We start from the raw sequence: 23018 nt of genomic DNA on the forward strand, positions 1-23018 counted from the left end.
AGGACTCACCTGAGTAAGGGAACGCCGCCATGACCACCACCTTGGAGTCCTTGGAGCCTACGGAACCCCTGGAACCCGCCCTGTCGGTGAGGCAGGTCCTCAACCTGGAGCGGGTGCTCGCCGGGGAGCCCGAGGTGGTGGCCGGCGCCGGTCAGCTCGACCGGCCGGTGCGCTGGGTGCATGTCGCCGAGGCGCCCGACGTCGGGGTGATGCTCAGCGGCGGCGAGATGGTGCTCACCACCGGGGTCCTGCTCGCCGGGGACGAGGACAAGCAGGCCGAGTACATCCGCTCCCTGCACCGGGCCGAGGCGGCGGCCGTCGTGCTGGGCCTCGGCCGGGCCTTTCCCGCGCCGCCCGAGGTGATGCGCCGGGCGGCCGAGCGGTGCGGGCTGCCCATGGTCGTCCTGCACCGGCCCTTCCCCTTCGCCGAGCTGACCGAGGAGGTCCAGTCCCGGCTCGTGCGGCGCAAGTTCGCCGCCGTCAGTCTCTCCGAGGCCGTACGGACCGCGCTCACCGGACTCATCACGGCGGGCGCCCCGTTGCAACGCCTCCTCGACGAGGTCGCCGCGCACAGCGCCTGCCCCGTCGTCGTCACCAACCTCGCCCACCGCGTCCTCGCCACGGCGGGGGAGCGGTCGGCGGTGGACGACGTGCTGCGCGACTGGGAGCGCATCGCCCGGCAGGCCGGGGGCAGCGAGGGCGACGGCTGGATCCGCGCCGAACTGGGCGGGCGCGGTGAGCGGTGGGGGCAGATCGTGCTGTGCGGCCACCGCGGCGACACCGCCGGCGGACGGCTGCTCGCCGACCGCGCCGCCGAGGCCCTCGTCCTGCACCGCATGCTCGGCGGCACCTCCGCGCACACCTGGGAGGAGCAGTCCGCGCAGAGCCTGCTGACCGACCTGGTCAGCGGAGTCGTACCGGCCAGGCAACTGCTGCCACGCGCGCGTGCCGCCGGGCTGCCGGTCAACCGGCGCACCTTCGTGCCGCTGGTCGTGCGGGACGGCGAACCGGCCCAACTGGAGCGCGTGCTGCGGATGCTGGGGCTGCCCGGGATCGTCGCCGAGCTCGCCGACGGGGCCACCGCGGTCCTGCTGAGCCTCGCCAGGGACCAGGACGACGCCGTGCTCGCCGCGAACTTCGCCGCCCGGGTGCGCTCGGAGTCGGGGGACGCGCGGACCGTCGTGGCGGCCGCCGACGCGCGTACCGCCTGGGACGACGTACCCGCCGGGGTGCGCGAGGCCCAGCACGTCGCCGATGCCGTCGCCGACTCCTCCACCGCCCTCGACCTCCCGGCCGTCGTACGCCTCAAGGACGTCCATCTGCGCGGCCTGGTCCGGCTGCTGCGGGACGACCCGCAGGTGCAGTCGTTCGCGGAGCGCGAGCTGGACGGGCTGCTGTGCGGACCGGACGACGAGACGGGCGCCCTGCTGGCCGTGCTGCGGACCTATCTCGCCACCGGCCGCAACAAGTCCCGCACCGCCCAGCTCCACCACGTCTCGCGGCCCGCGCTCTACCGCCGACTGGAGGCGATACAGGCGCGCCTGGGCGTCGACCTCGACGACTTCGAGCAGGCTGCCTCCGTACACATCGCGCTCCTCGCGCACGACGCGCAACAGGGGTGAAACATGCGGCGACCTGGGAAAACGGCGGTGAAACATGGGCCCACGACAGGGTGACACCGTGACACGCCGCGCGCCCGCAGACGTGACACCGTGCAACTCAAAGCAGGCTTTCGGACTTCCTAGGCTCCTCGCACACCGAGCGACCGGAGGTCCCGATGAGCAGAGTGATCCGTGCCGCGATCTTCCAGACCGCCTGGACGGGCGACAAGGAATCGATGATCCAGGTGCACGAGCAGGCGGCGCGCGACGCGGCCGCGCAGGGCGCCCAGGTCCTGTGCTTCCAGGAGCTGTTCTACGGGCCGTACTTCTGCCAGGTCCAGGACAAGGCGTTCTACGAGTACGCCGAACAGATCCCCGAGGGCCCGATCGTCAGGCGCTTCCAGGCGCTGGCCAAGGAGCTCGGCCTGGTCCTCGTGCTGCCGATGTACGAGGAGGAGCAGCCCGGCGTCCTCTACAACACGGCCGCCGTGATCGACGCGGACGGCTCGTACCTCGGCAAGTACCGCAAGCACCACATCCCTCAAGTGCCCGGATTCTGGGAGAAGTTCTACTTCCGCCCCGGGAACGTGGGCTGGCCCGTCTTCGACACGGCGGTCGGGAAGATCGGCGTGTACATCTGCTACGACCGCCACTTCCCGGAGGGCTGGCGGGCGTTGGGCCTCGAGGGCGCCGAGATCGTGTTCAACCCGTCGGCCACCTCGCGCGGCCTCTCCCGCTACCTGTGGCAGCTGGAGCAGCCGGCGGCGGCCGTCGCCAACGAGTACTTCATCGGCGCGATCAACCGGGTCGGCGTCGAGGACCTCGGCGACAACGACTTCTACGGGACGAGCTACTTCGTCGACCCGGAGGCGCAGTTCGTCGGCGAGGTGGCGAGCGACAAGGAGACCGAACTCGTCGTCCGGGACCTGGACCTGGCCAAGCTGCGCGAGGTCCGCGACCGCTGGCAGTTCTACCGCGACCGCCGTCCCGAGGCGTACAGCCCGCTCACCGCTCCCTGACCGTCCCGTGTCTTCGCGGGCCCGGCGCACGGGGCCGGGCCCGCGGGACCCATCGACGTACTGGACACCAGTGTTGACCACGGTAGGAGAGGGAGTATGAGCAGCCGTACCGTCATCCGCGGTGGTCTCGTCATCACCGCGTCCGACGAGATGCACGCCGACGTCCTGATCGAGGACGGCCGTATCGCCGCCCTCGCCGCGAGCGGCACCCCGGCCGCCGAGGCCTGGACGGCCGACCAGACCATCGACGCCACCGGGAAGTACGTCATCCCCGGCGGCGTCGACGCCCACACCCACATGGAGTTGCCGTTCGGCGGCACCTTCGCCTCCGACACCTTCGAGACCGGCACCCGGGCCGCCGCCTGGGGCGGAACGACCACGATCGTCGACTTCGCCGTGCAGAGCGTGGGCCACTCGCTGCGTGAGGGCCTCGACGCCTGGCACGCCAAGGCCGAGGGCAACTGCGCGATCGACTACGGCTTCCACATGATCGTCTCCGATGTGAACCAGGAGACCTTGAAGGAGATGGACCTGCTGGTGGAGGAGGGCGTGACCTCCTTCAAGCAGTTCATGGCCTACCCCGGCGTCTTCTACTCGGACGACGGCCAGATCCTGCGCGCCATGCAGCGCTCCGCCGAGAACGGCGGCCTGATCATGATGCACGCGGAGAACGGCATCGCGATCGACGTCCTGGTCGAGCAGGCACTCGCCCGCGGGGAGACCGACCCGCGCTACCACGGCGAGGTCCGCAAGGCGCTCCTGGAAGCCGAGGCCACCCACCGCGCCATCCGGCTGGCCCAGGTCGCGGGCGCCCCGCTGTACGTCGTGCACGTCTCGGCGATGGAGGCAGTCGCCGAGCTGGCCAAGGCACGCGACGAGGGGCTGAACGTCTTCGGCGAGACCTGCCCGCAGTACCTGTTCCTGTCCACCGACAACCTCGCCGAGCCGGACTTCGAGGGCGCGAAGTACGTGTGCTCGACGCCGCTGCGGCCCAAGGAGCACCAGGCCCACCTGTGGAAGGGGCTCCGGACGAACGACCTCCAGGTCGTCTCCACCGACCACTGCCCGTTCTGCTTCGTGGGCCAGAAGGAGCTGGGACGCGGGGACTTCTCGAAGATCCCCAACGGCCTTCCCGGTGTGGAGAACCGGATGGACCTGCTCCACCAGGCCGTCGTCGAGGGCCGCATCTCCCGCCGCCGCTGGATCGAGATCGCCTGCGCGACCCCGGCCCGGATGTTCGGCATGTACCCGAAGAAGGGCACCATCGCGCCGGGCGCCGACGCCGACGTCGTGATCTACGACCCGCAGGCCGAGCAGGTCATGTCCGCCGTCACGCACCACATGAACGTCGACTACTCGGCGTACGAGGGCAAGCAGACCGTCGGCCGGGTCGAGACGGTCCTCTCGCGCGGCGAACTCGTCATCACCGAGCGGGAGTACACCGGGCGCGCCGGGCACGGCGTCTACACCCCCCGCTCCACCTGTCAGTACCTCAACTAGGAGCGGAGCACATGGACTTCGGACTCGTCCTGCAGACCGACCCGCCGGCCTCGCGGGTCGTCAGCCTGATGAAGCGCGCCGAGCGCAGCGGCTTCACCTACGGCTGGACCTTCGACTCCGCCGTGCTGTGGCAGGAGCCGTTCGTCATCTACAGCCAGATCTTGGCGAACACCCAGAAGCTGACGGTCGGCCCGATGGTGACCAACCCGGGCACCCGCACCTGGGAGGTCACCGCCTCCACGTTCGCCACCCTCAACGACATGTTCGGCAACCGCACCGTCTGCGGCATCGGCCGGGGCGACTCCGCGATGCGCGTCGCCGGCCGCAAGCCCAACACGCTGGCCCGCATCAGTGAGGCCATGAAGGTCATCCGGGCGCTCGGCAGCGGTCAGGAGGCCGACCTCGGCGGCGGTACGGTCGTCAGGTTCCCGTGGATCAAGCCGGGCGCCGAACTCCCCGTATGGATGGCGGCGTACGGGCCCAAGGCGCTGAAGATGACCGGCGAGGAGGCCGACGGGTTCATCCTGCAGCTCGCCGACCTGTACCTGACCGAGTACATGGTCAAGGCCGTCAAGGACGCTGCGGTCGCGGCCGGCCGTGACCCGTCCGAGGTGAAGATCTGCGTCGCGGCCCCCGCGTACGTCACCGAGGACGACTCGCCCGAGAAGCTCGCCCATGCGCGCGAGCAGTGCCGCTGGTTCGGCGGGATGGTCGGCAACCATGTCGCCGACCTGGTCAGCAAGTACGGCGAGCACTCCGCCGCCGTACCCGAAGAACTCACCGACTACATCAAGGCCCGCGAGGGGTACGACTACTCCCATCACGGACGCGCCGACAACCCCGACACCGCGTTCGTGCCCGACGAGATCGTCGACCGGTTCTGCCTCATCGGACCGGTCGAGAAGCACATCGAGAAGCTGAACGCGCTGCGGGAGCTGGGCGTCGACCAGTTCGCCGTGTACGACATGCACGACGCGCAGGAAGCCGTCATCGACGCGTACGGCTCGGAGGTCATTCCCGCGGTCAACTCCTAGCGGAAATCAGCGAGTTCACAGATCCGACACCACCCGACCCCCCACACCTTGTCCCCCTCCCCGCCGTCCCGGGGAGGGCCCAAGGCCCCCGCACGGCCTGTCTCCATCCCGTCCCGCTCTGTCGATTGGCCTGCTCATGACCGAAACAGTCCCCACGGGGTCACCGATATCCCAGTTCGCCGGTGCCGACGGCCGGATCGAACTCGCTCCTGAGGCGTACCCCGCCGACAGCCCCTTCGCCAACGAGGACCTGCGTCCCGTCCCGGTCGCCGAGCGCAAGTGGACGACGTACAACTTCGCGGCCCTGTGGATCTCCATGGCCCACTGCATCCCCAGCTGGACCCTGGCCTCCGGCCTGGTCGCCCTCGGCATGGACTGGAAGCAGGCCGTCTTCACCATCGCCCTGGCCAACATCATCGTGCTGCTGCCGATGCTGGCCACCGGGCATGCCGGGCCCAAGTACGGCATACCGTTCCCGGTGCTGGCGCGGGCGTCGTTCGGGCTGCGCGGCGCCAACATCCCGGCGCTGATCCGGGCGGCGGTGGCCTGCGGCTGGTTCGGCATCCAGACCTGGATCGGCGGCAGCGGCATCTTCGCCCTCGGCTCCAAGCTCACCGGCGGAGGCTGGGAGAACGCGGCGAAGGTCGCGGGCAACCCCTGGCCGCTGTGGCTCTGCTTCCTGCTCTTCTGGGCGCTGCAGATCGCCATCATCTATCGCGGCATGGACTTCCTGCGGCACTTCGAGAACTGGGCCGCGCCCTTCGTGATCGTCGGTGCCCTCGTGCTGCTGATCTGGATCGCGGTCAAGGCGGACGGGTTCGGCGCGCTGCTCGACCAGCCCTCGAAGCTGGGCTGGGGCCCCGACTTCTGGCCGGTCTTCTTCCCGTCCCTCATGGGCATGATCGGCTTCTGGGCGACGCTGTCCCTCAACATCCCCGACTTCACCCGCTTCGGCGCCAGCCAGAAGGCGCAGACCTGGGGCCAGGCTCTCGGCCTTCCTACGACCATGACGCTCTTCGCCGTGCTCGCCGTGCTGGTCACCTCCGGCTCCGAGGTCGTCTACGGCGAGGCGATCTGGGACCCGGTCGCACTGGCCGCCAAGACGGACAACGCCTTCGGCCTGCTCTTCGCGCTGATCATCGTGTTGGTCGCCACCATCTCCGTGAACATCGCGGCGAACGTGGTCTCCCCGGCGTACGACCTGGCGAACCTGGCCCCGAAGCTCATCAACTTCCGTACCGGCGCCCTGATCACCGGTGTCGTCGGCATCCTGATCTTCCCGTGGAAGCTGATCTCCACCCCGGAGTTCTACATCTTCACCTGGCTCGGCGTGGTCGGCGGTCTGCTCGGCACGGTCGCGGGCATCCTGATCGCCGACTACTGGATCGTCCGCCGCACGGTCCTGCACCTCGCCGACCTGTACACGCCCGGCGGGCGTTACTGGTACTCGTCCGGCTGGAACTGGCGGGCGATCGTCGCCTTCCTGGTCGGCGGCGTCCTCGCGGTCGGCGGCTCGTACTCGGGCGTCGGCGCCGACGGCACGAAGACCGGCCCGTTCCCGACCGACGGACTGATCCCGTTCCTCAAGCCGCTCGCCGACTACGGCTGGGCGGTGGGTCTGGGCGCCTCGCTGCTGCTGTACGTGGTGCTCATGGGCGGTCGCAAGGAACGCGCCGAAGCCTGATCCCGCGAGGGAGGGCGGTCGTGGAGGGCGGTCAGCCCTTCTGGCCGTCCTCCAAGGCGGCCACCGCCTCCTTGGCCGCCTTGATCGCGCCCTTGTTGATCTCGTCCGTGTCGGGCGCCTTCTTCGACTCGAAGTCGCTGCCGCTGTACGTGATGGAGACCAGCGCGTTGGATGTGCGGACCAGCACCACGCCCTCACGTGTCTGCTGCTTGTCCTCGGTGGTGAGGTTCACGACGGAGTAGCCGGCGTCACCGATGCCGGGGACGTCGCCACCGCCGCTCTTGTCCGCGACGCGGTCCTTGAAGGACTTCAGCGCCGCGTCGTCCGACTCCGTGATCTCGAAGGACACGTCCAGCCAGCGGTAGTCGTAGCCCTTGAGCGCGTTCCACGAGCAGGTGCGGCGCAGCTTCGAGTCGGTGGACTGGATCTCCTTGCCGGCCGTCTTGGCGCCCGGCACCAGCGACTTGATCGTCTTCGTGCCCAGGCTGTCGCACGGCGCGGGAGCGGTGGCGTACGTCTTCGACACCGCCGCCGTCGCGGGCGCCGTGGGCGACTCGCCCTCGCTCTTCCGCGTCCCCCCGTCATCGGCGGCCGGTGTCGCGGCGAACGGGCCGGACGACAGCGCCCAGCCCGCCGCGGCGAGCACGACGACGGGCGACAGACGTGCGGTGAGGGCGAGCGGCAAGGAAAGAGAACGCACGGCGCACTTTTCGTGGGGGACGGTGCGGAGGGAGTCCGCACAGCGGACGGGACGCCAGTGTCACATGACTCCCTGTGAGGCGGAAGGGCGAACTCGCTCCGTGCTGACGCCGTTACGGGAGGGCCGTAATTACGTGGTGTCCTGGGCGAGTTACATGGCCTGTTGGATGATTTGGGCGGAAAGTGCGCTTTCGATGCGGTCAACGGCGACGAACGCCCCATACGCGACCAGGTGCACCAGGCAGTGGTCGGTGTGCTCCGGCCGGCGCCAGGCCGCGACGTCCTCGTCCGTGATGCGGTACGGCGCGAGGGCGGCCAGCAGGGCGAGGCGCGCCCCGGGACGCTCCCGTCGGTCCGGGAAGCCCCTCAGGTCGAGCGGGGGATGTGCCCCGTCCCAGTCCTGGATGACGTCTTCCACCAGGTCCTGGTCGTCGGTGTCGAGAAGGGCGGCGCCCGAGAGGGCCGCCCTGAGCAGTGCCGCGTACGCGAGGCCGACGGGGGTCCCGCCCGCCCATGCGGGGGCTTCGCCGGGGTCGGCGTGGTCGAGGAGCGCGAGGGCGGTGCCGGGACGGGCCGGGCGGCGTACGGTCCGGGCGAGCGTGCGGCCCGCGAGGCTGCGTACCGCGCGGAAGCGCTGGGCGCCGGCCGGCAGCAGGTTCTCGGTCAGCAGGGCCGACGCGATCCGGTTGATGAAGTGGAAGGTGAGCGCGGTGCCGAGGTAGGCGGGGGCGTGCGCGCGGGGGAAGGGGTACGGCACCAGGGCGGCGCCGGGTACGCGCGTGTGCCGTCCCCAGTCCAGCACGCGTGCGTGCTCCTCGTTTTCCGGGGCCTCTCCCCGCGCCAGCCGCTCCGCCAGCGCGTGGTCGCCGGTGGCGTGCAGCAGCACGGTGTGGGCGTCCACGCAGAACGGGCACTTGTTGGCGAGCGACACCCCGAGGGCCACCAACTCCTTGCCGGTGCGGTCGCCGGCCCCCGCGATGAGCGACTCGCGCATCAACGCCCAGGTGGGGGCCAGGAGTTCGGGTGCGGAGGACAGGACCATGAAGGTGGCGGGCGCCGCGATGCCGAAGTCGAGGGCGATCTGCGCGTACACCTCGGCGACGGTGCCGGTGGCCGACCTGGGCGGGAGGGGCTCGGTGTGACGGAAGGGTGTGGACATGGGCAGCAGCTTGCCCCGGCAGGGCCGTCCGGGGCGTCGTACGGCCGAAGGGAGTTGGGGCTGCGACAGCGGGGTCGGCCGGTGCCGGGCACTACTGCGTGGGGAGTAGTCGGGAGGCCGTCCACAGGGGTGACGTCACTGTCGGTGGGGCGGTCTACTGTGCGGGCATGAGGGGGAATCGGATCAAGCGCGAGCGGCTCGTCGACGCGGCGGTCGCGGTCGTGGTCGGCGTGATCGTCGTGCTCGTCGCCCGGGCGGACGACCGTGCGGGGCCGCTCGACCTCGCGCTGATCGCGGTCGGTTCGCTGGCCCTGGCCGCGCACCGCACGGCTGCGCGCGTGGTGCTCGCGATCACCACCGGCTGCCTGCTCGCCGAAGTCGTCCACGCCGGACCCTCGGCCATCATGGCCCTTCCCGTAGTGGGCGCGGTGCACACAGCGGCACGGACCGGGCACCGGGGGACCGCCGCCGCGGCCGCGGCCGTCTTCCTCGGCGGCTACGTCGCGGTGGGCTCGGCGAGCGCGGAGGTCGCCCGGGAGGCACTGCTCCTCGCCGGCTGGTTCCTGTGCGCGGTCGTGACAGGGCTGGCCGACAGCAACTGGCAGGCATATCTGCGGCAGACCGAGCAGCGCGCCATGGAGGCCGAGCGTACCCGGGAGGAGGCGGCGTTGCGCCGGGCGGGCGAGGAACGCCTGCGCATAGCCCGCGAGTTGCACGACTCGCTCACCCACAGCATCTCGATCGTCAAGCTCCAGGCGGGCGTCGCCGTGCACCTGGCCCGCAAGCGCGGCGAGGAGATACCGCCCGCGCTGCTCGCCATCCAGGAGGCGAGCGGCGAGGCGATGCGTGAGCTGCGCGCCACGCTGGAAGTGCTGCGCACGGACGAGCCGACCGGCACACCCGCGCTGCTCGTGGAGCGGGCGCGGGCGGCCGGGCTCGCGGTCGAGCTGACGGTGACGGGGGAGGAGCGGCCGCTGGCGGCGACCGTCGACCGGGCCACGTACCGCATCGTCCAGGAGGCCCTGACGAACGCGGCGCGGCACGCGGGCCCGGCGAAGGTGAACGTCCAACTGGACTACGGGGAAGGTGACTTGACGATCCGCGTCGAGGACGACGGCACCGCCGACCCGGCCGGCCCGCCCACCCCCGGCATCGGTCTCACCGGTATGCGCGAACGCGTCACGGCCCTCGGCGGCACGCTGGACGCGGGCCCGCGCGCGGAGGGCGGATTCGCGGTGCGGGCGCGGCTGCCGCTGGGGGAGGCGGGGGAGGCGGGACGAGATGAGGGAGTCGGGACGAGGGCGGGGTGACTGCGGTCCGGGCGACGGGGTGACGATGGGTTGTGGGGCGGGGTGACGACGGAATGGGGGACGGCGTGATCAGAGTGGCGCTCGTCGACGACCAGGCACTGATGCGGGCGGGCTTCCGGGCCCTGCTGGACGCCGAGGACGGTATCGAGGTGGTCGGCGAGGCGGCGGACGGGGAGCGGGGCCTGGAGCTGATCCGCGCCCAGGTTCCCGACATCGCGCTGATCGACGTACAGATGCCGGTGATGACGGGCATCGAGGCGACCCGCCGCATCGCCGCGGACCCGGCGCTGGCGTCCGTCCGCGTGGTGATCCTGACGAACTACGGCCACGACGAGTACGTCTTCGAGGCCCTGCGCGCCGGTGCGAGCGGTTTCCTCCTGAAGGACACCGAACCGGCCGACCTGCTCCAGGCGATCGACGTGGTGGCGGGCGGGGAGGCGCTGCTGTCCCCGTCGGTGACCCGCACCCTGATCGGCGAGTTCGTGTCCAGACCACCGGACCGGGCCACCGCTCCCGGCCTGGAGGGCCTGACGCGCCGCGAACGCGAGGTGACGGCGTTGGCGGCGCGGGGGCTGACGAACGAGGAGATCGCCGAGCACATGGTGATCAGCCCGTTCACGGCGAAGACCCACATCAGCCGGGCGATGACGAAGCTGGGGGCGCGGGACAGGGCCCAACTCGTCGTGTTCGCCTATGAGTCGGGGCTGGTGGCTCCTCGGAGTGCGGATTCTTCGGCGCCGTGACACCGCAGGGCTGCGTGCCCTCAACGCGGAAACCTGATCTACAGGACCCCACCGGGCGGAACCGGCGTTCCCTGGGGGCTCGCATTGCACCGATGGCGTAATTGCCCGGCGATGTGCAGTTGTATGGCGCATGCAGTCACCGGCGGCGTCGCCATGGGCACCGCTATCGCCGCCGTGGTGCTCTACCGGATCATCGGCTTCGGCCTCATCATCGGCGCCGGCTGGATCATGTGGTCGAACATCCGGCGTCACCACTCCACCTCGCCCGATGCGCTGCCCGGATAGCCTGTATACCTCTGTATACAAGGGTGGGTGCGGCAGGATCGGCGAGGAGTTCCATGACCCGGGCGACTGGTAAGAGCGAAGCGGTCTACGAGCGGCTCAAGGGTGACATCGAGTCGCTGCGGCTGCGTCCGGGAGCCAGGCTGAGCGAGGTCCAGCTGGGGGAGGAGCTGGGCGCTTCGCGCACGCCGGTGCGGGAGGCGATCCGGCGGCTGGCCCGGGAGGGCCTGGTCGACTTCGTGCCGGGCGAGGTGGCCAGGGTGGCCGCGATCTCGCTGGGCGGGGTGCGGGCGCTGTTCGAGTTCCGGATGCTGCTGGAGCCGGAGGCCGTCGCGTCGGTGGCGGGAGCGGGGGCGGCCGACGGGCGGGTACTGCTGCCGTTCGGTGAACTGCTGGAGCGGCTGGGGGAGTTCGACGAGTCCTTCCGCGCGCTGGACGCCGCCGCTCAGGCGCGGTCCTACCAGGAGTTCTACGACATCGCCGAGGGCTTCGACCGGGCGGTCATCGCCGCCTGCCGCAATCCGTACCTCGCCCGCACGATCGGCGACCTGCGCAGCCAGACCGTGCGCCTGCGGCACCTCTCGCACAGCGGGCCGCGGCGCATGCTCACCTCGCTGGAGGAGCACCGCGCGATGCTGAAGGCGATCACGCAGGGCGACGCCCAGGCGGCGGAGGCGGCTTGCCGACACCATCTGGCGCAGACTCTGCAGGCCCTCATCGACAGCCTGACCGGCCACGACCTGGCGATCGGCGCGAACGTGCAGGTGGATGTGGTCCGCTGAGCCGACGCCTCGCGCTGGCGGCGGCTCCCCCGTTCTGTATACAGAGCGGGATACGGGGAGGTCTCCGACCCGGCACGCTTCAGCGAAGCCCACCTTCACCGTGGCAGGCGTACGGCGCTTCGCAGGCCACCAGATGATCGTCGGCGAGGGCACCGACGAGTTCCAGCACAACGTCATCGCGATCCGGCTCGTCCGGCGCGATGGCCTGGACGTATGAGGTTCGCGGGACCAGAGGCGGGGGAACTAGGGGGCGCAGGATGATCGACCGGCCGTAGTGCGCGAACAGTGGCATCCGTCGAGTCCATGAACTGCGGAAACGAGTTTTTCAGTGAACCGGTCTTCACCGCCTGGCGAGGCAGACGCACGGGACCCGGTACGGCAGCCCGGGTGGTCTGGGCCGACGGCGGTTACCAGAATGCCGCGGTCGCCGCGCGGTCGTGCCGGTGAGGGGCGTGAACCAGGCCCGCCAGTCGCGGCAGCCACGGTCGTCGCTGACCGGACGTCCAGGGCATTCAGCCGAAGAACACCTCGAACTCGTCGTACAACGACGGCTCGACCAGCTTGGTCTGAGCCGTGGCATCGGCGAGGGGGAGACGGATGATCCGGTTACCGCGCAAGGCCACCATCTTGCCGAAGTCACCGTCCTTGACCGCGTCGACGGCGTGCAGCCCGAAGCGGGTGGCCAGCCACCGGTCGAAGGCACTCGGGGTGCCGCCACGCTGGATGTGGCCAAGGACCGTGGTGCGGGCATCCGCGCCCGTGCGTTCCGAGATCTCCTGGGCCAGCCACTCGCCGATGCCGGACAGACGCACATGGCCGAACTCGTCCTGCGTCTGGTCCTTGAGGATCATCTGCCCTCCTTTCGGAACGGCCCCTTCGGCTGCCACGACGATCGGCGCATAGTTGATCTCGAATCGGCTCTGCACCCAGGCACAGACCTGATGGATGTCGAACGGCCGCTCCGGGATGAGGATCACGTTGGCACCGCCCGCGATGCCGGCGTGCAGCGCGATCCACCCGGAGTGCCGACCCATCACCTCCACCACCAGTGCTCGCATGTGCGACTCGGCAGTGGTGTGGAGACGGTCGATGGCCTCTGTCGCCACGCCGACGGCGGTATCGAAGCCGAAGGTGTAGTCGGTGCCGAACACGTCGTTGTCGATGGTCTTCGGCACGCCGACCAGAGGGATCCCCTGACGGCTCAGCTCGGTGGCCACACCGAGTGTGTCCTCGCCGCCGATCACGATGAGCGCGTCCACGCCGTGCGCGGCAAGGGTGTCCTGCACGCGTCGCACCCCGTCCTCGTCCTTGAACGGGTTGGTGCGGGAAGAGCCGAGGATGGTTCCGCCGCGGGGGAGGATTCCGCGCACGCTGGGGATGCCCAGCGGCACGACCTTGCCCTGGAGCGCACCGCGCCAGCCGTCTCGCAATCCGACGAAGTCGAAGCCGTACTCCTGGACGCCCTTGCGGACGACGCTGCGGATCACGGCGTTGAGGCCGGGACAGTCACCGCCACCGGTCAGCACTCCGACCTTCACGGCTTCCTCCCTTCCTGGATCATCTCTCTCCAGCGTCCCTCCATTCGATCCGTACTGACCACTCCACCGGGGGGCTGGCGTTACATCCTGGAGGGAGACCCCGTACTCGGATCCGTACCGAGACGACCAGGAGCAGAGGAAGCGATGCCGCACACCATGAATTGAAAGGCCCGCGTCGCGCTCTGTAACCCCGCGGACACGGATGTGCCGGAGATCGGTGACGAACTCGCGGCGGGCTGGGCCATGCACGACCTTGCCCAGCAATTGGTCGACGCCGCCGAGCGCGACATCGAGGGCATGGGCGCGTCCCCGAGCGGGCGGGGTACTCGGCCTACGGCCGGCTGGCCCATGTGACCGACGGTCCCCGATGTGTTCAGAGAACAAGACCATGCCGGAGGCGATCATGCGGAACGCCGAAGAACAGGCCGTCGACACCACGGGCGCCGGCGGTACCCAGGAGACCCACGACACGCTGGAGCAGCGGGTGCGGAACCTGGAACAGCGCGTGGAGACGCTGACCGCGGCCGTACGGGCCCTGGCCGAGGGCCTCGAACTGTCACCGAGCAACGGGGCGGACGACGGCGGCCGCGGTGCACGCGGTGCCCGCCTGGCCCACGAGATCCTGCTGTCCCGGGGCCTGTAGACGGGCAGGGCGGACGCAAGCGAGAGATCATGGTGGGCTGCACACCATGGCGGGGCGCGCTCGACAGCTTGGCGCTGCATTTGAGTTGAGCCCTTCGGGGCCTCGGGTACGTGGTGTCGGCCGCCCTGGCAGCGATGTGCAGCCGCTTCACATGGATCCGAGGTCCGCAACTGGACAGCGGCTTCGCTCGTGGAAGAGTCTGGTCGGCCCCGCGCGGCACGGCCGGATCGGCAGTCATCCCGGTCCTTCACGCGGGCGTCGTCGGCGGGGCTCGTGCTGAGGGTCGGGGCCAGGGCTGGATGCGGGCATGGAGGGGCCGGGGGGCGTGAGTGCGAGCGACGAGGAGCGCGGCAGCGTGCACATGCGCGAAGTCGCCAGGGAGGCCCTGAAGCGGTCCAGCGAGAAGTCCGGAGCGGCGGCGGCGCTGTTGGCGCGTGTGCCGGTCAGATCTCCATCACGGCATCGCAGTCGGGGCAGACCACGGATGCGCACTCGTCGGGGTACCACGGCGTCCCACGCTGGTCGGAGGGCCTGCGGCGGGCGGTCTCCATAGCGAACGTGTCCTTGCCGCAGAGAGTTCGTGGTCCGGTCGTGGTGGGCGTTCCTGGAGCGGTGGGCGCCGCGTGCACCCTGCGGACGGGCCGTTCTTCCTCTCCCGGTGAACCGGGGGAGGAGCGTGTGGCCACCGGCTTGTCGAGCTCGTACACGACGACGATGTCGCTCATGCCCCTACCGTAGGCCGCGGGCAGATCCACCCACAGCCTTGAGCCGGGTGGCTGCGATCGGCTGTCGCGCCTGGCCCGCGCACGGCGGCTACCCGGGGCTGTCCACCGGGTCCAGCCCGGCCACCTCGAACTCCACCCGGACTTCGTCGGCCAGCCGCAACGCGCCCAGGAACGCGGTGTAGGGCTTGATTCCCCAGGCGGACTGAGTGACGGTCGCCCAGCCGCGCACCAGCCCGCTGTCGTCGCTCTTCCCGTGCACCGTCACCGGGTGGGTCCGGCCTTTGATGGTGAGCTCCCCGGTGATCTCGAAGGACTGCGGGGTTCCCGTGACGCGGGTGGAACGGAAGGTGATCGTGGCGTGCTCGGCGATGTTCAGTTGGCCCGTGCCCGCCAGCGTCCTTTTGATCTCGCCCCGGTCGGCGTCGGTGAGCGCCTTCAGACCGCCCGTTCCCTCCCGGACCTCCAGTGAGCCTGCCTCGACCGTCACGCTCACCGACGCCCCGTCCGGGGCACCGACGGCCACCACGGCCTCCCCGAACCAGCCGGTGGCCTCGATAGTGAGATCGTGTCCCGCCCGGCGGCCCAGCCCGGCGCGGCCGGTCTTGATCAAGAGGCGGCCGGTCGAAGGTCCGAGCCGGTACGTTCCGTCCGTCAGCGTCACAGCGCCGAGGGTACGGGCGGCCACCGCCGGGGTCGTCGACGCGGCCCGGTCGGCGTGTCCCCTATGGGGCGAGGCGTGTCGCAACAGAGCCGGATGGCCGGGTCCTGGTCCCGGCGCACCGCGCCGACGTACCGCGAGACCCCACAGTCGGGGCGGCGCGGCCGGGCTGGTCACCTCTGCCTGCCGATCAGTGTCCCTCCGTCCACGCTGCGCCAGTGGGCGGCGATCCCGAGTGGGATGAACGAGGTGAACGGCTCCGCCGAGGGTGGCTGGCTGGGGAATATTGGCATATCGGTGTGAAGGGCAATGTGTCAGCGGTCGTCCTGTGCCTGAGGGTCCTGCCAGTCCTTCGGCTTCGTCATGGCGAGGGCGGCGCTGTCGGTCAGGAGCTGGCCCATCTGGATCTGTTGGGGGAGCGGGGGTCCAGGGCGGGCGAGCAGGAGGGTGAGGGTGCCGGGGGTCTCGCCCTGGGCACGCAGGGGGGAGGGCCGGCGCGGTGGTGTAGCCGAGGGCGCGGGTCAGGTGGGTATAGGAGGGCCAGTCGGCCCGGGCGTAGTGGTGGGAGAGCGAGAGCGGGACGCCGCGGATCGGGGTGGTCGTCGAGTGGCAGTCGTGGGCGGGGCTCTCGCCCCGGGCGGTGGCTGCCGTTTCGAGGCGTAGCGCACGGTCGTCGGAGGCGGTGGTGAAAAATTTACCTAAACCCTATTGACTCGCGGCACATCTTAGGCAAGGTGATTACTAGACCACGACACCGAAAGAGCCACGAAGCCGGTGAGGACGTCTAGTCGGCGGAGTGACTTGGACAGGATGTGGTTCAGGCCCCCGGCAAGCCGGCGCGACACCGAGGCAACGGTGACGACTGAAGCTTCAGGACACGCGCAGCACTACCGGGGACTGTTTTTTGTCCTCGGAGCCTTCGCGCGGGCCTGCCCGCGGTGTGAAGGCCTTGCCGCGCCCCGAAGAGCGCCAAGCCCGTCCTCCGTGGCCGGATCGGTCACTCTGCTTCGATGTCGGGCCGGATCTCAACGGTGAAGGTCGCGTCCTCGGGGTCGTCGCCTTCCTGGTCCTTCCAGACGATCACGCGCACGTGCCTCTGCCCGGTGCCGCGCACCTTCCACTCGGTCACCAGGTCGGTGATGACGAGGGCGGCGACGTACTCGGCGGGCCCTTCGGTGACGATGGTCCCGCGCCACCGCTCGGGATGGCCGCCGTAGGGGCCCCAGCCCTGCGAACCGTGCGGCTCGTCGATCCGGTACACCCAGCCCTTCTCGGTGCCCATGGAATCGATCCTTCCACTTCGATGAGCGCCACGCGCCGCAGCTCGCCAGGGGTGGCAGCGACCGGGACGCGTCCTACCCTCTGCGGGATGACGCCGGATGCATGAAGTCCACGTCGTCCGGCATGATCCGGTGCGGGTCGGTCGAGACGTGCCGAGCCTGGTGGTGACGGCACCAGGCTCGCTGCACACTCCCCGCCGCTCCGCCGGCACTGCGAGGGTGGCCGGCATGACCCAGCGCACCACTTTGATCACCGGCGCCACCCAGGGCATGGGCCGTGCTCTCGCACTCGACCTGGCCATGCGCGGCGGCACCGTCCTGTTGCACGGCCGGGACCGCACTCGCCTGGAGGCCGTGGCCACCGAAGCACGGGCCGCCGCCCCCGGTACCACCATCCGCACGTACCTCGCCGACTTGTCCGACCTGGACCAGGTGCACGCGATGGCCGACCGGATCCGTAGCGCGGAGCCGTACCTCGACGGCCTCATCAACAATGCGGTGGCGGGCGGCGGCGCCGAACCGCTCACCCGCGAATTGAGCCGCCAGGGCCATGAACTCCGCTTCGCCGTGAACCACCTCGCCCCCTACGCGCTCACCCGCGACCTGCTGCCCCTGCTCACCGCCTCGGCTCCCGCCCGAGTGATCAACGTCGCCTCGATCGGTCAGGAGACCATCGACTTCGACAACGTCATGTTGGAGCGGGACTACGAGGGGCTGCGCGCCTACTGCAGAAGCAAGCTGGCCATGATCATGGCGACCTTCGAGCTGGCCGCCGAACTGCAAGGCACCGGAGTCACGGTGAACACCCTCCATCCTGCCCACCTGATGGACACGAACGGCGTCCGCGCGTACGGCCTTACCCCCGTGACCAGCACGGACGAGGGTGTCCGGCCGACGGTGCGCCTACTGCTCGATCCGGAACTCGCCACCGCCACGGGCCGCTACTTCGACCAGTTCACGGATACGCGCGCCCATGAGCAGGCCTACGACACCGAGGCACGTGAGCGCCTGATGAAGCTGACGCACAGCCTGATCGCATAGGGCCCGCTGCTGAGCCGCGGGGCCCCCCGCTTAACCAGTGGCGAGCCATGCCGGAAGGCACGGAATTCTGGTGAAGCTTTGTCGGTGCGCGCTCCCCGTGGTGTCCGGCTTCGTGGATGGCGGGCGCGGATGTCGTGGCGGTCGTTCCGGCCTCGGTGCCCAACGCAGTTTCGTGGAGCGCGCGTTCGCTCACCTCCACTGGTTCCGCGCCTGCCGATCCGCTGGGAGATACGGGAGGACATCCACGAGGCCTTCCTCACCGTCGGATACGCGCTCACCTGCTGGCAGAGGCGTGTTTCTCTACGCTGACAGCATCGGAACCCAATCCAGTCGTCCGGCGGGACGAGTGGACGGTCGCTTCGGCGCGGCCGCAGGCCTCGCTCCCCCTGTGCGTCCGATACCCGGATCGGGTGAGGCCAGCCGGACCGAGCGCCTCTGTCCGTCGTGGCGGCGACGCGAGGGAGCAGTCCGATGCTTGGCTTTCCGGGCCGGTCGCACCGAGCGATCGTGCTCGGCCAGGAGGAACAGGGTGGCGGCACAGCGCGAATTGGCGCTTCACCCTGCCCGCCGAGCACGCCCCCGCTCTGGCCGAGGAAACAGGGCCCATGTTCCTCGGAGGCGTGTATCAGATGATGCCCGCCGCCTTGGCGCCGTACGAACGACTGATCGAGGCGTTCAGGAGCGGGGGAGGGGTACGGCAGAGCGACTACCCGGACATCCTGTGGGACGGCATGAGCCGCTTCACAGGGAGCTGGTTCGAGAGCGTAATGGTCGATGACTGGCTGAGCACCTTTCCTCACGTCGTCGAAAGGCTGGAGCGCGGCATCGACGTCGCGGACGTGGGATGCGGCGCGGGCCGTGCCCTGATCGTGCTCGCCAAGAGGTTTCCCCGCTCGCGTTTCACGGGGTTCGACAACTTCCCGGGCCAGGTGGAACGCGCCCGGGCGAACGCGGAGAAGGCGGGTGTCGGCGACCGTGTGACCTTCGAGACGGTCGATGCCGCCCCGGGGCTTCCCGGCCTCGCCGAGCAGGCGGGCGGGGCCCAGGACGGTGATGCGGCCGCGGGCCAGGCGTAGCAGGCCGCGGTCGGCGAAATCGCGCAGGACCTACCGGGTGTCAGCTCCAGCAACGGTGGACTTATCGTGTTGGGGAGAGGTTGGTCGTCGTCATCGGCATGTCCAGCGGAGAGCATCACTCCGTCCGCACAGGTGTCCTTGCCGCCCTTGGGGGCGAAATGAAGATCGAACTGATCCCACCGGCCGCCAACGTGCTGTCCGACGTACCGGACGACATGCACAAGGAGATCATCACGCTCATCAGCGCCGTGGCGCGGACCCCGGAAGCCCAGGTCACGGGCCTGGGCGCGGCGTTCGGTGAATGGTGCTGGCTTGTGTACACCACCCATGGCGATGTGATCGAAGTGCTGGACGTCGGCTGCGCCCGGTGAGTCAGGCGCCACTCTCCGCTCAGACCGTGCCTGATGCGCACGTGAACGTGCCCCCATCACTCGCGGAGGTGTGCCGGGTGACCGTCGAACCCGACTGACCCGACTGGTGGCGTGCTCTGCGGGGAGTAGCCCAGGAAGGCGTCTGGATTCCCGGGAAGTTGCGCAGGGGGCGAAGCCTTGGCAGTGGCAAGCGGCACCGAAGGACGGGTTCCGAGTGCTGAGGCACAGGTACGCATCCCTCGTGCTGGAGGCAGGAGAGTCGGTCGTCATCCTCGCCAAGTGGCTGGGGCATTCGTCGCCGACCATCACTCTCGACCACTACGCGTACTTCATGCCCGAGGCGGGGAAGAAGGGGCGCAGGGCGATCGATAGCCTGCTGGGGGAACGGGCGGAGGAGAGCTCCGGCCCGAACTGGCCAGATTCTCCCCACGTCCGGTCCTGAGCGCAGATTCGACCGGCCGACGCGCGCAAACAGTGAGGTGAGAGCCCACATGTTCACGACCCGCCCCACCCTCCAGGGCACCTTCGGCATGGTGTCCTCCACCCACTGGCTCGCCTCGCAGTCGGCGATGGCCGTGCTGGAGGACGGCGGCAACGCCTACGACGCGGCCGTGGCGGGCGCCTTCGTGCTGCACGTCGTCGAGCCGCACCTCAACGGCCCCGCCGGCGAGGTGCCGATCCTGCTCGCCCCCGCGGGCGGCGAGGTGCGGGTGCTGTGCGGGCAGGGCGTCGCCCCGGCGGGGGCCACGGTCGCGCACTACCGGGGACTCGGCCTGGACCTCGTACCGGGGACCGGGCCGCTGGCCGCCGCCGTCCCCGGCGCCTTCGACGCCTGGATGCTGCTGCTGCGGGACCACGGCACCAGGACGCCGGCCGACGTGCTCAAGTACGCCATCGGATACGCGGAACACGGGCACGCGCCCGTGGAGCGCGTCGGCGAGACAGTCGAGACCGTGCGGGAGCTGTTCGAGACCGAGTGGACGTCGTCGGCCGAGATGTATCTGCCGGGCGGCAAGGCGCCCCGGCCCGGCGAACTGTTCCGCAACCCCGCCCTCGCCGCCACCTGGAAGCGACTGCTCGACGAGATCGCCGGGGCCGGGGACCGGGTCGCCCGGATCGAGGCGGCGCGGGAGGTGTGGCGCGCCGGCTTCATCGCCGAGGCGCTCGTACGGCAGGCCCGGCGGCCCACCATGGACACCAGCGGTGAGCGGCACTCCGGCACGCTCACGGCCGCCGACCTCGCCGGCTGGTCCGCCACCTACGAGGCGCCGGCGACGTACGACTGGAACGGCTGGACCGTCTGCAAGGCCGGCCCCTGGAGCCAGGGCCCGGTCCTCCTCCAGCAGCTCGCGCTGCTCCCGCCCGAGCTGCCGCGGTACGGGTCCGCCGAGTACGTCCATCTGCTGATCGAGGGCTGCAAGCTGGCCATGGCCGACCGGGAGGCCTGGTACGGCGACGCGGCGGAGGTACCGCTCGCCGAGCTGCTGTCGGAGCCGTACAACGCCGCCCGGCGGGAACTGGTCGGCGAGAAGGCCTCCCACGAGCTTCGGCCCGGCAGCCCGGGCGGACGCGCCCCGCGGCTGTGCGCCCACGCGCGCGTGGTGGCCTCCGACGAACCCGGCTTCGACGTGCTGGGCGTCGGGGAACCGACGGTCGCGAAGCGCCCCACCTCCCTGGTGCCGGGCGAGCCGGACATCGCAGCCGACGGCACCACCCGCGGCGACACCTGCCACCTCGACGTCGTCGACCGCTGGGGCAACATGATCGCGGCCACGCCCAGCGGCGGCTGGCTGCAGTCCAACCCCGTGGTACCTGAACTGGGCTTCCCGCTCGGCACCCGGCTCCAGATGGCCTGGCTGGAGGAGGGCCTGCCGAACTCCCTGACGCCGGGGCGGCGCCCCCGCACCACCCTCACGCCCTCCATCGCCCTGCGCGACGGAGTGCCCGTCATGGCCTTCGGCACACCCGGCGGCGACCAGCAGGACCAGTGGCAGCTGCACTTCTTCCTGGCCGTGGCCCTGCGGGCCCAGTTCCGCGGCGGCCTCGACCTCCAGGGCGCGATCGACGCCCCGAACTGGCACAACGACAGCTTCCCCGGCTCCTTCTACCCGCGCGGGATGCGGCCGGGCAGCGTCACCGTGGAGTCCCGTACGGACGCGGACGTGGTGGAGGAGCTGCGGCGGCGTGGTCATGAGGTGACCGTCGGTGACGCCTGGTCGGAGGGGCGGCTGTGTGCGGTCGCGCGGGACCCGGAGACGGGTGTGCTGTCGGCGGCGGCGAATCCGCGGGGGATGCAGGGGTACGCGGTCGGGCGCTGAGCGCTCGCCGGACATGCCCTCTGACCTGCCGATACGTGCCCCTCATGTTCACGTCGATGCCATCCGGCGGCCACCGGGCGGGCGGGGATTGTCAGTGGGGCGTGCTCTCATGGAGGGGTGATCGGATACAACGAAACCATCGAAGAGTTTCTCGCACAGCACTCGGCCGACGTGGAGGAAGCGGTCCGCAAGGCGGCCGCGGCCGAGATCATGCCCCGCTTCCGGCAGCTCGCCGAGGACGAGGTCGACCAGAAGAACGGACCGCACGACCTGGTCACCGACGCCGACCGGCTCGCCGAGCAGTACCTCACCGAGGCGCTCGGTCCCCTGCTGCCCGGCTCGGTCGTGGTCGGCGAGGAGGCGGTGCACGCCAATCCGGCGTCGTACGACGCGATACGCGGCGACGCCCCGGTCTGGATCATCGACCCTGTCGACGGCACCCGCCAGTTCGTGCACGGAGACACCGGCTTCTGCACACTGGTCGCGCTCGCGCACCGCGGCGTCCTGCTCGCCTCCTGGACCTACGCCCCCGCCCTCGACCAACTGGCCACGGCGATACGGGGCCAGGGGGCCTACCTCGACGGCGAGCGGCTGCACTCCGGCGCGCCGGAGCCCGGCCGGGACCTCGAAGTCGCCACGTCCCACCCGGACTACACGACCGACGAGCAGAAGCACGCCCTGCTGGGCCTGTGGACCGACGGCGTGCGGCCTCGCGCCTGCGGTTCCGCGGGGCTGGAGTATCTCGCCGTCGCCCGGGGCGAGTTGGACGCGACCGCGTTCTCCTGGGAGGCCGCCTGGGACCATGCGGCGGGCCTGCTCCTGGTCGAGGAGGCCGGCGGCGCCCACCTGACCCGCGCGGGGGAGCCCTTCCGCATCACCGGCGGCAACGTCCTGCCGTTCACCACGGCCCGTGACGCGGCCACGGCTCGCCGGGTGCGGGAACTGCTGTCGGGCGCAGCCTGATCTGGGGACGGCCCACGCCGACGCGCAGGTCGACCACCTCGAACTCGGCGGGAGTGCCGTCCGCGGGCCACGCGCATTCCGCCCGCAGCAGCACCGAGGCGTCCACGAAGCCGGCGGCGGGCAGACCGACGTCGACGAACACTCCCGTGACACCGGGACCCCAGGGGGAGGCGGTGAACGTCCCGGTCAGGCGCGTGCCGACCGGCAGGGGACCGGTGTCGTGGCGGACGTGGCACTGGCGGAAGGACCGGGCGCGGCCCCAGGCCACATCGAACTCCCGCGGGTCGACCGACCGGGCGCCCGGCGGCTCCACGACCGGCTCCCGCACCGGCACGCCGTACACGACCTCGTACAGCCGCACGCCCCACTCCCCGCACGCCTGCCGTGTCTGCGCCACCTCGACCGGTTCGGCCGCCACCACGGGCACGGAATCAGGCCCCCGGAAGGTGATCTGCCGCAGCACCTGCCCGGCTGCCCCCACCTCGAACCAGTGCCACGAGTCGTCCTCGGGTGCAGGGAAGCGGAAGCGGCGCGTCACCCGGCGGACCTTACCCACGCCCCGGCGCTGTCAGTGACCCGGCATATCCTGATC

At 70.5% G+C, this 23018-nt stretch carries 22 protein-coding genes and 2 pseudogenes; 17 read left to right on the forward strand and 7 right to left on the reverse strand.

Annotated elements, in window-relative coordinates:
* The first annotated feature begins 29 nt into the window (after positions 1-29).
* From ABD932_RS14630 to ABD932_RS14650, 5 genes are all read left to right on the forward strand, one after another.
* A complete protein-coding gene (locus ABD932_RS14630; RefSeq protein ID WP_345012610.1) occupies positions 30-1622 on the forward strand; it encodes a PucR family transcriptional regulator in 1593 nt (530 codons plus the stop codon).
* Positions 1623-1777: 155 nt separating this feature from the next.
* Positions 1778-2620, forward strand: coding sequence for a nitrilase-related carbon-nitrogen hydrolase (locus ABD932_RS14635; protein ID WP_345012612.1), 843 nt, complete (start codon positions 1778-1780; stop codon positions 2618-2620).
* 96 nt (positions 2621-2716) lie between these two features.
* A complete protein-coding gene (gene hydA, locus ABD932_RS14640) occupies positions 2717-4120 on the forward strand; it encodes a dihydropyrimidinase (RefSeq protein ID WP_345012614.1) in 1404 nt (467 codons plus the stop codon).
* A gap of 11 nt (positions 4121-4131) precedes the next feature.
* A complete protein-coding gene (locus tag ABD932_RS14645) occupies positions 4132-5154 on the forward strand; it encodes a TIGR03842 family LLM class F420-dependent oxidoreductase (RefSeq protein ID WP_345012616.1) in 1023 nt (340 codons plus the stop codon).
* A 136-nt stretch (positions 5155-5290) separates the two neighbouring features.
* Positions 5291-6838: an NCS1 family nucleobase:cation symporter-1 gene (locus ABD932_RS14650; protein WP_345012618.1), complete on the forward strand. Its 1548-nt coding sequence runs from the start codon at positions 5291-5293 to the stop codon at positions 6836-6838.
* A gap of 31 nt (positions 6839-6869) precedes the next feature.
* On the opposite strand, the gene ABD932_RS14655 is transcribed toward ABD932_RS14650, so the two are convergent.
* Positions 6870-7538 (reverse strand): hypothetical protein, encoded by a 669-nt coding sequence (locus ABD932_RS14655; RefSeq protein WP_345012620.1) that lies wholly within the window; start codon positions 7536-7538, stop codon positions 6870-6872.
* A gap of 150 nt (positions 7539-7688) precedes the next feature.
* Entirely contained in the window at positions 7689-8696 is a 1008-nt protein-coding gene (locus ABD932_RS14660) for a carboxymuconolactone decarboxylase family protein (RefSeq protein ID WP_345012622.1), read from the reverse strand.
* A gap of 167 nt (positions 8697-8863) precedes the next feature.
* On the opposite strand from ABD932_RS14660, the gene ABD932_RS14665 reads away from it, so the two are divergent.
* The 4 genes from ABD932_RS14665 to ABD932_RS14680 all read left to right on the forward strand — a co-directional run bounded on the left by ABD932_RS14665 (position 8864) and on the right by ABD932_RS14680 (position 11813).
* Positions 8864-10006: a sensor histidine kinase gene (locus ABD932_RS14665; protein ID WP_345012624.1), complete on the forward strand. Its 1143-nt coding sequence runs from the start codon at positions 8864-8866 to the stop codon at positions 10004-10006.
* A gap of 53 nt (positions 10007-10059) precedes the next feature.
* A complete protein-coding gene (locus ABD932_RS14670) occupies positions 10060-10749 on the forward strand; it encodes a response regulator (RefSeq protein ID WP_345012626.1) in 690 nt (229 codons plus the stop codon).
* Positions 10750-10872: 123 nt separating this feature from the next.
* A complete protein-coding gene (locus tag ABD932_RS14675) occupies positions 10873-11034 on the forward strand; it encodes a hypothetical protein (RefSeq protein WP_345012628.1) in 162 nt (53 codons plus the stop codon).
* A gap of 53 nt (positions 11035-11087) precedes the next feature.
* Positions 11088-11813: a GntR family transcriptional regulator gene (locus ABD932_RS14680; RefSeq protein ID WP_345012630.1), complete on the forward strand. Its 726-nt coding sequence runs from the start codon at positions 11088-11090 to the stop codon at positions 11811-11813.
* Positions 11814-12325: 512 nt separating this feature from the next.
* On the opposite strand, the gene ABD932_RS14685 is transcribed toward ABD932_RS14680, so the two are convergent.
* A complete protein-coding gene (locus ABD932_RS14685; RefSeq protein ID WP_345012632.1) occupies positions 12326-13351 on the reverse strand; it encodes a 6-phosphofructokinase in 1026 nt (341 codons plus the stop codon).
* A gap of 177 nt (positions 13352-13528) precedes the next feature.
* Between ABD932_RS14685 and ABD932_RS14690 the strand changes: the two are divergent.
* Together ABD932_RS14690 and ABD932_RS14695 are read left to right on the forward strand one after the other, a co-directional pair.
* A pseudogene (locus ABD932_RS14690) lies at positions 13529-13705 on the forward strand (dsRBD fold-containing protein); the annotation flags it as partial.
* Between the two features lie 49 nt (positions 13706-13754).
* Positions 13755-13994, forward strand: coding sequence for a hypothetical protein (locus tag ABD932_RS14695; RefSeq protein ID WP_345012634.1), 240 nt, complete (start codon positions 13755-13757; stop codon positions 13992-13994).
* A gap of 443 nt (positions 13995-14437) precedes the next feature.
* Here ABD932_RS14695 and ABD932_RS14700 read toward each other — a convergent pair whose 3' ends face one another.
* From ABD932_RS14700 to ABD932_RS14710, 3 genes are all read right to left on the reverse strand, one after another.
* Positions 14438-14719, reverse strand: coding sequence for a hypothetical protein (locus ABD932_RS14700; protein ID WP_345012636.1), 282 nt, complete (start codon positions 14717-14719; stop codon positions 14438-14440).
* 88 nt (positions 14720-14807) lie between these two features.
* Positions 14808-15380, reverse strand: coding sequence for a YceI family protein (locus ABD932_RS14705; RefSeq protein ID WP_345012638.1), 573 nt, complete (start codon positions 15378-15380; stop codon positions 14808-14810).
* 994 nt (positions 15381-16374) lie between these two features.
* Entirely contained in the window at positions 16375-16659 is a 285-nt protein-coding gene (locus tag ABD932_RS14710; RefSeq protein ID WP_345012640.1) for a hypothetical protein, read from the reverse strand.
* Positions 16660-16885: 226 nt separating this feature from the next.
* On the opposite strand from ABD932_RS14710, the gene ABD932_RS14715 reads away from it, so the two are divergent.
* The 6 genes and pseudogenes from ABD932_RS14715 (at position 16886) to ABD932_RS14745 (ending at position 22426) form a co-directional block, all read left to right on the forward strand.
* Positions 16886-17698, forward strand: a complete 813-nt coding sequence (locus ABD932_RS14715; protein WP_345012642.1) for an SDR family NAD(P)-dependent oxidoreductase — start codon at positions 16886-16888, stop codon at positions 17696-17698.
* Positions 17699-18303: 605 nt separating this feature from the next.
* The gene (locus tag ABD932_RS14725) at positions 18304-18774 is read left to right on the forward strand and encodes a class I SAM-dependent methyltransferase (RefSeq protein ID WP_345012644.1); all 471 of its coding nucleotides are present in this window, start codon (positions 18304-18306) and stop codon (positions 18772-18774) included.
* An 80-nt stretch (positions 18775-18854) separates the two neighbouring features.
* Positions 18855-19145, forward strand: coding sequence for a hypothetical protein (locus ABD932_RS14730; RefSeq protein WP_345012646.1), 291 nt, complete (start codon positions 18855-18857; stop codon positions 19143-19145).
* A gap of 184 nt (positions 19146-19329) precedes the next feature.
* Positions 19330-19587, forward strand: a pseudogene (locus ABD932_RS14735) (site-specific integrase); the annotation flags it as partial.
* A 49-nt stretch (positions 19588-19636) separates the two neighbouring features.
* Positions 19637-21463 carry a gamma-glutamyltransferase family protein gene (locus ABD932_RS14740; protein WP_345012650.1) on the forward strand — a complete coding sequence of 609 codons (1827 nt, stop codon included), beginning with the start codon at positions 19637-19639 and terminating at the stop codon, positions 21461-21463.
* Positions 21464-21580: 117 nt separating this feature from the next.
* Positions 21581-22426, forward strand: coding sequence for an inositol monophosphatase family protein (locus tag ABD932_RS14745; protein ID WP_345012652.1), 846 nt, complete (start codon positions 21581-21583; stop codon positions 22424-22426).
* Here ABD932_RS14745 and ABD932_RS14750 read toward each other — a convergent pair.
* Complete coding sequence (locus ABD932_RS14750) at positions 22362-22964, reverse strand: hypothetical protein (RefSeq protein WP_345012654.1); 603 nt, start codon at positions 22962-22964, stop codon at positions 22362-22364. The two genes, ABD932_RS14745 and ABD932_RS14750, sit on opposite strands and share 65 nt — an antisense overlap.
* Positions 22965-23018: the final 54 nt, after the last annotated feature.

It is taken from the genome of Streptomyces shaanxiensis (genome assembly GCF_039537145.1).
GTDB classification, from domain to species: domain Bacteria; phylum Actinomycetota; class Actinomycetes; order Streptomycetales; family Streptomycetaceae; genus Streptomyces; species Streptomyces shaanxiensis.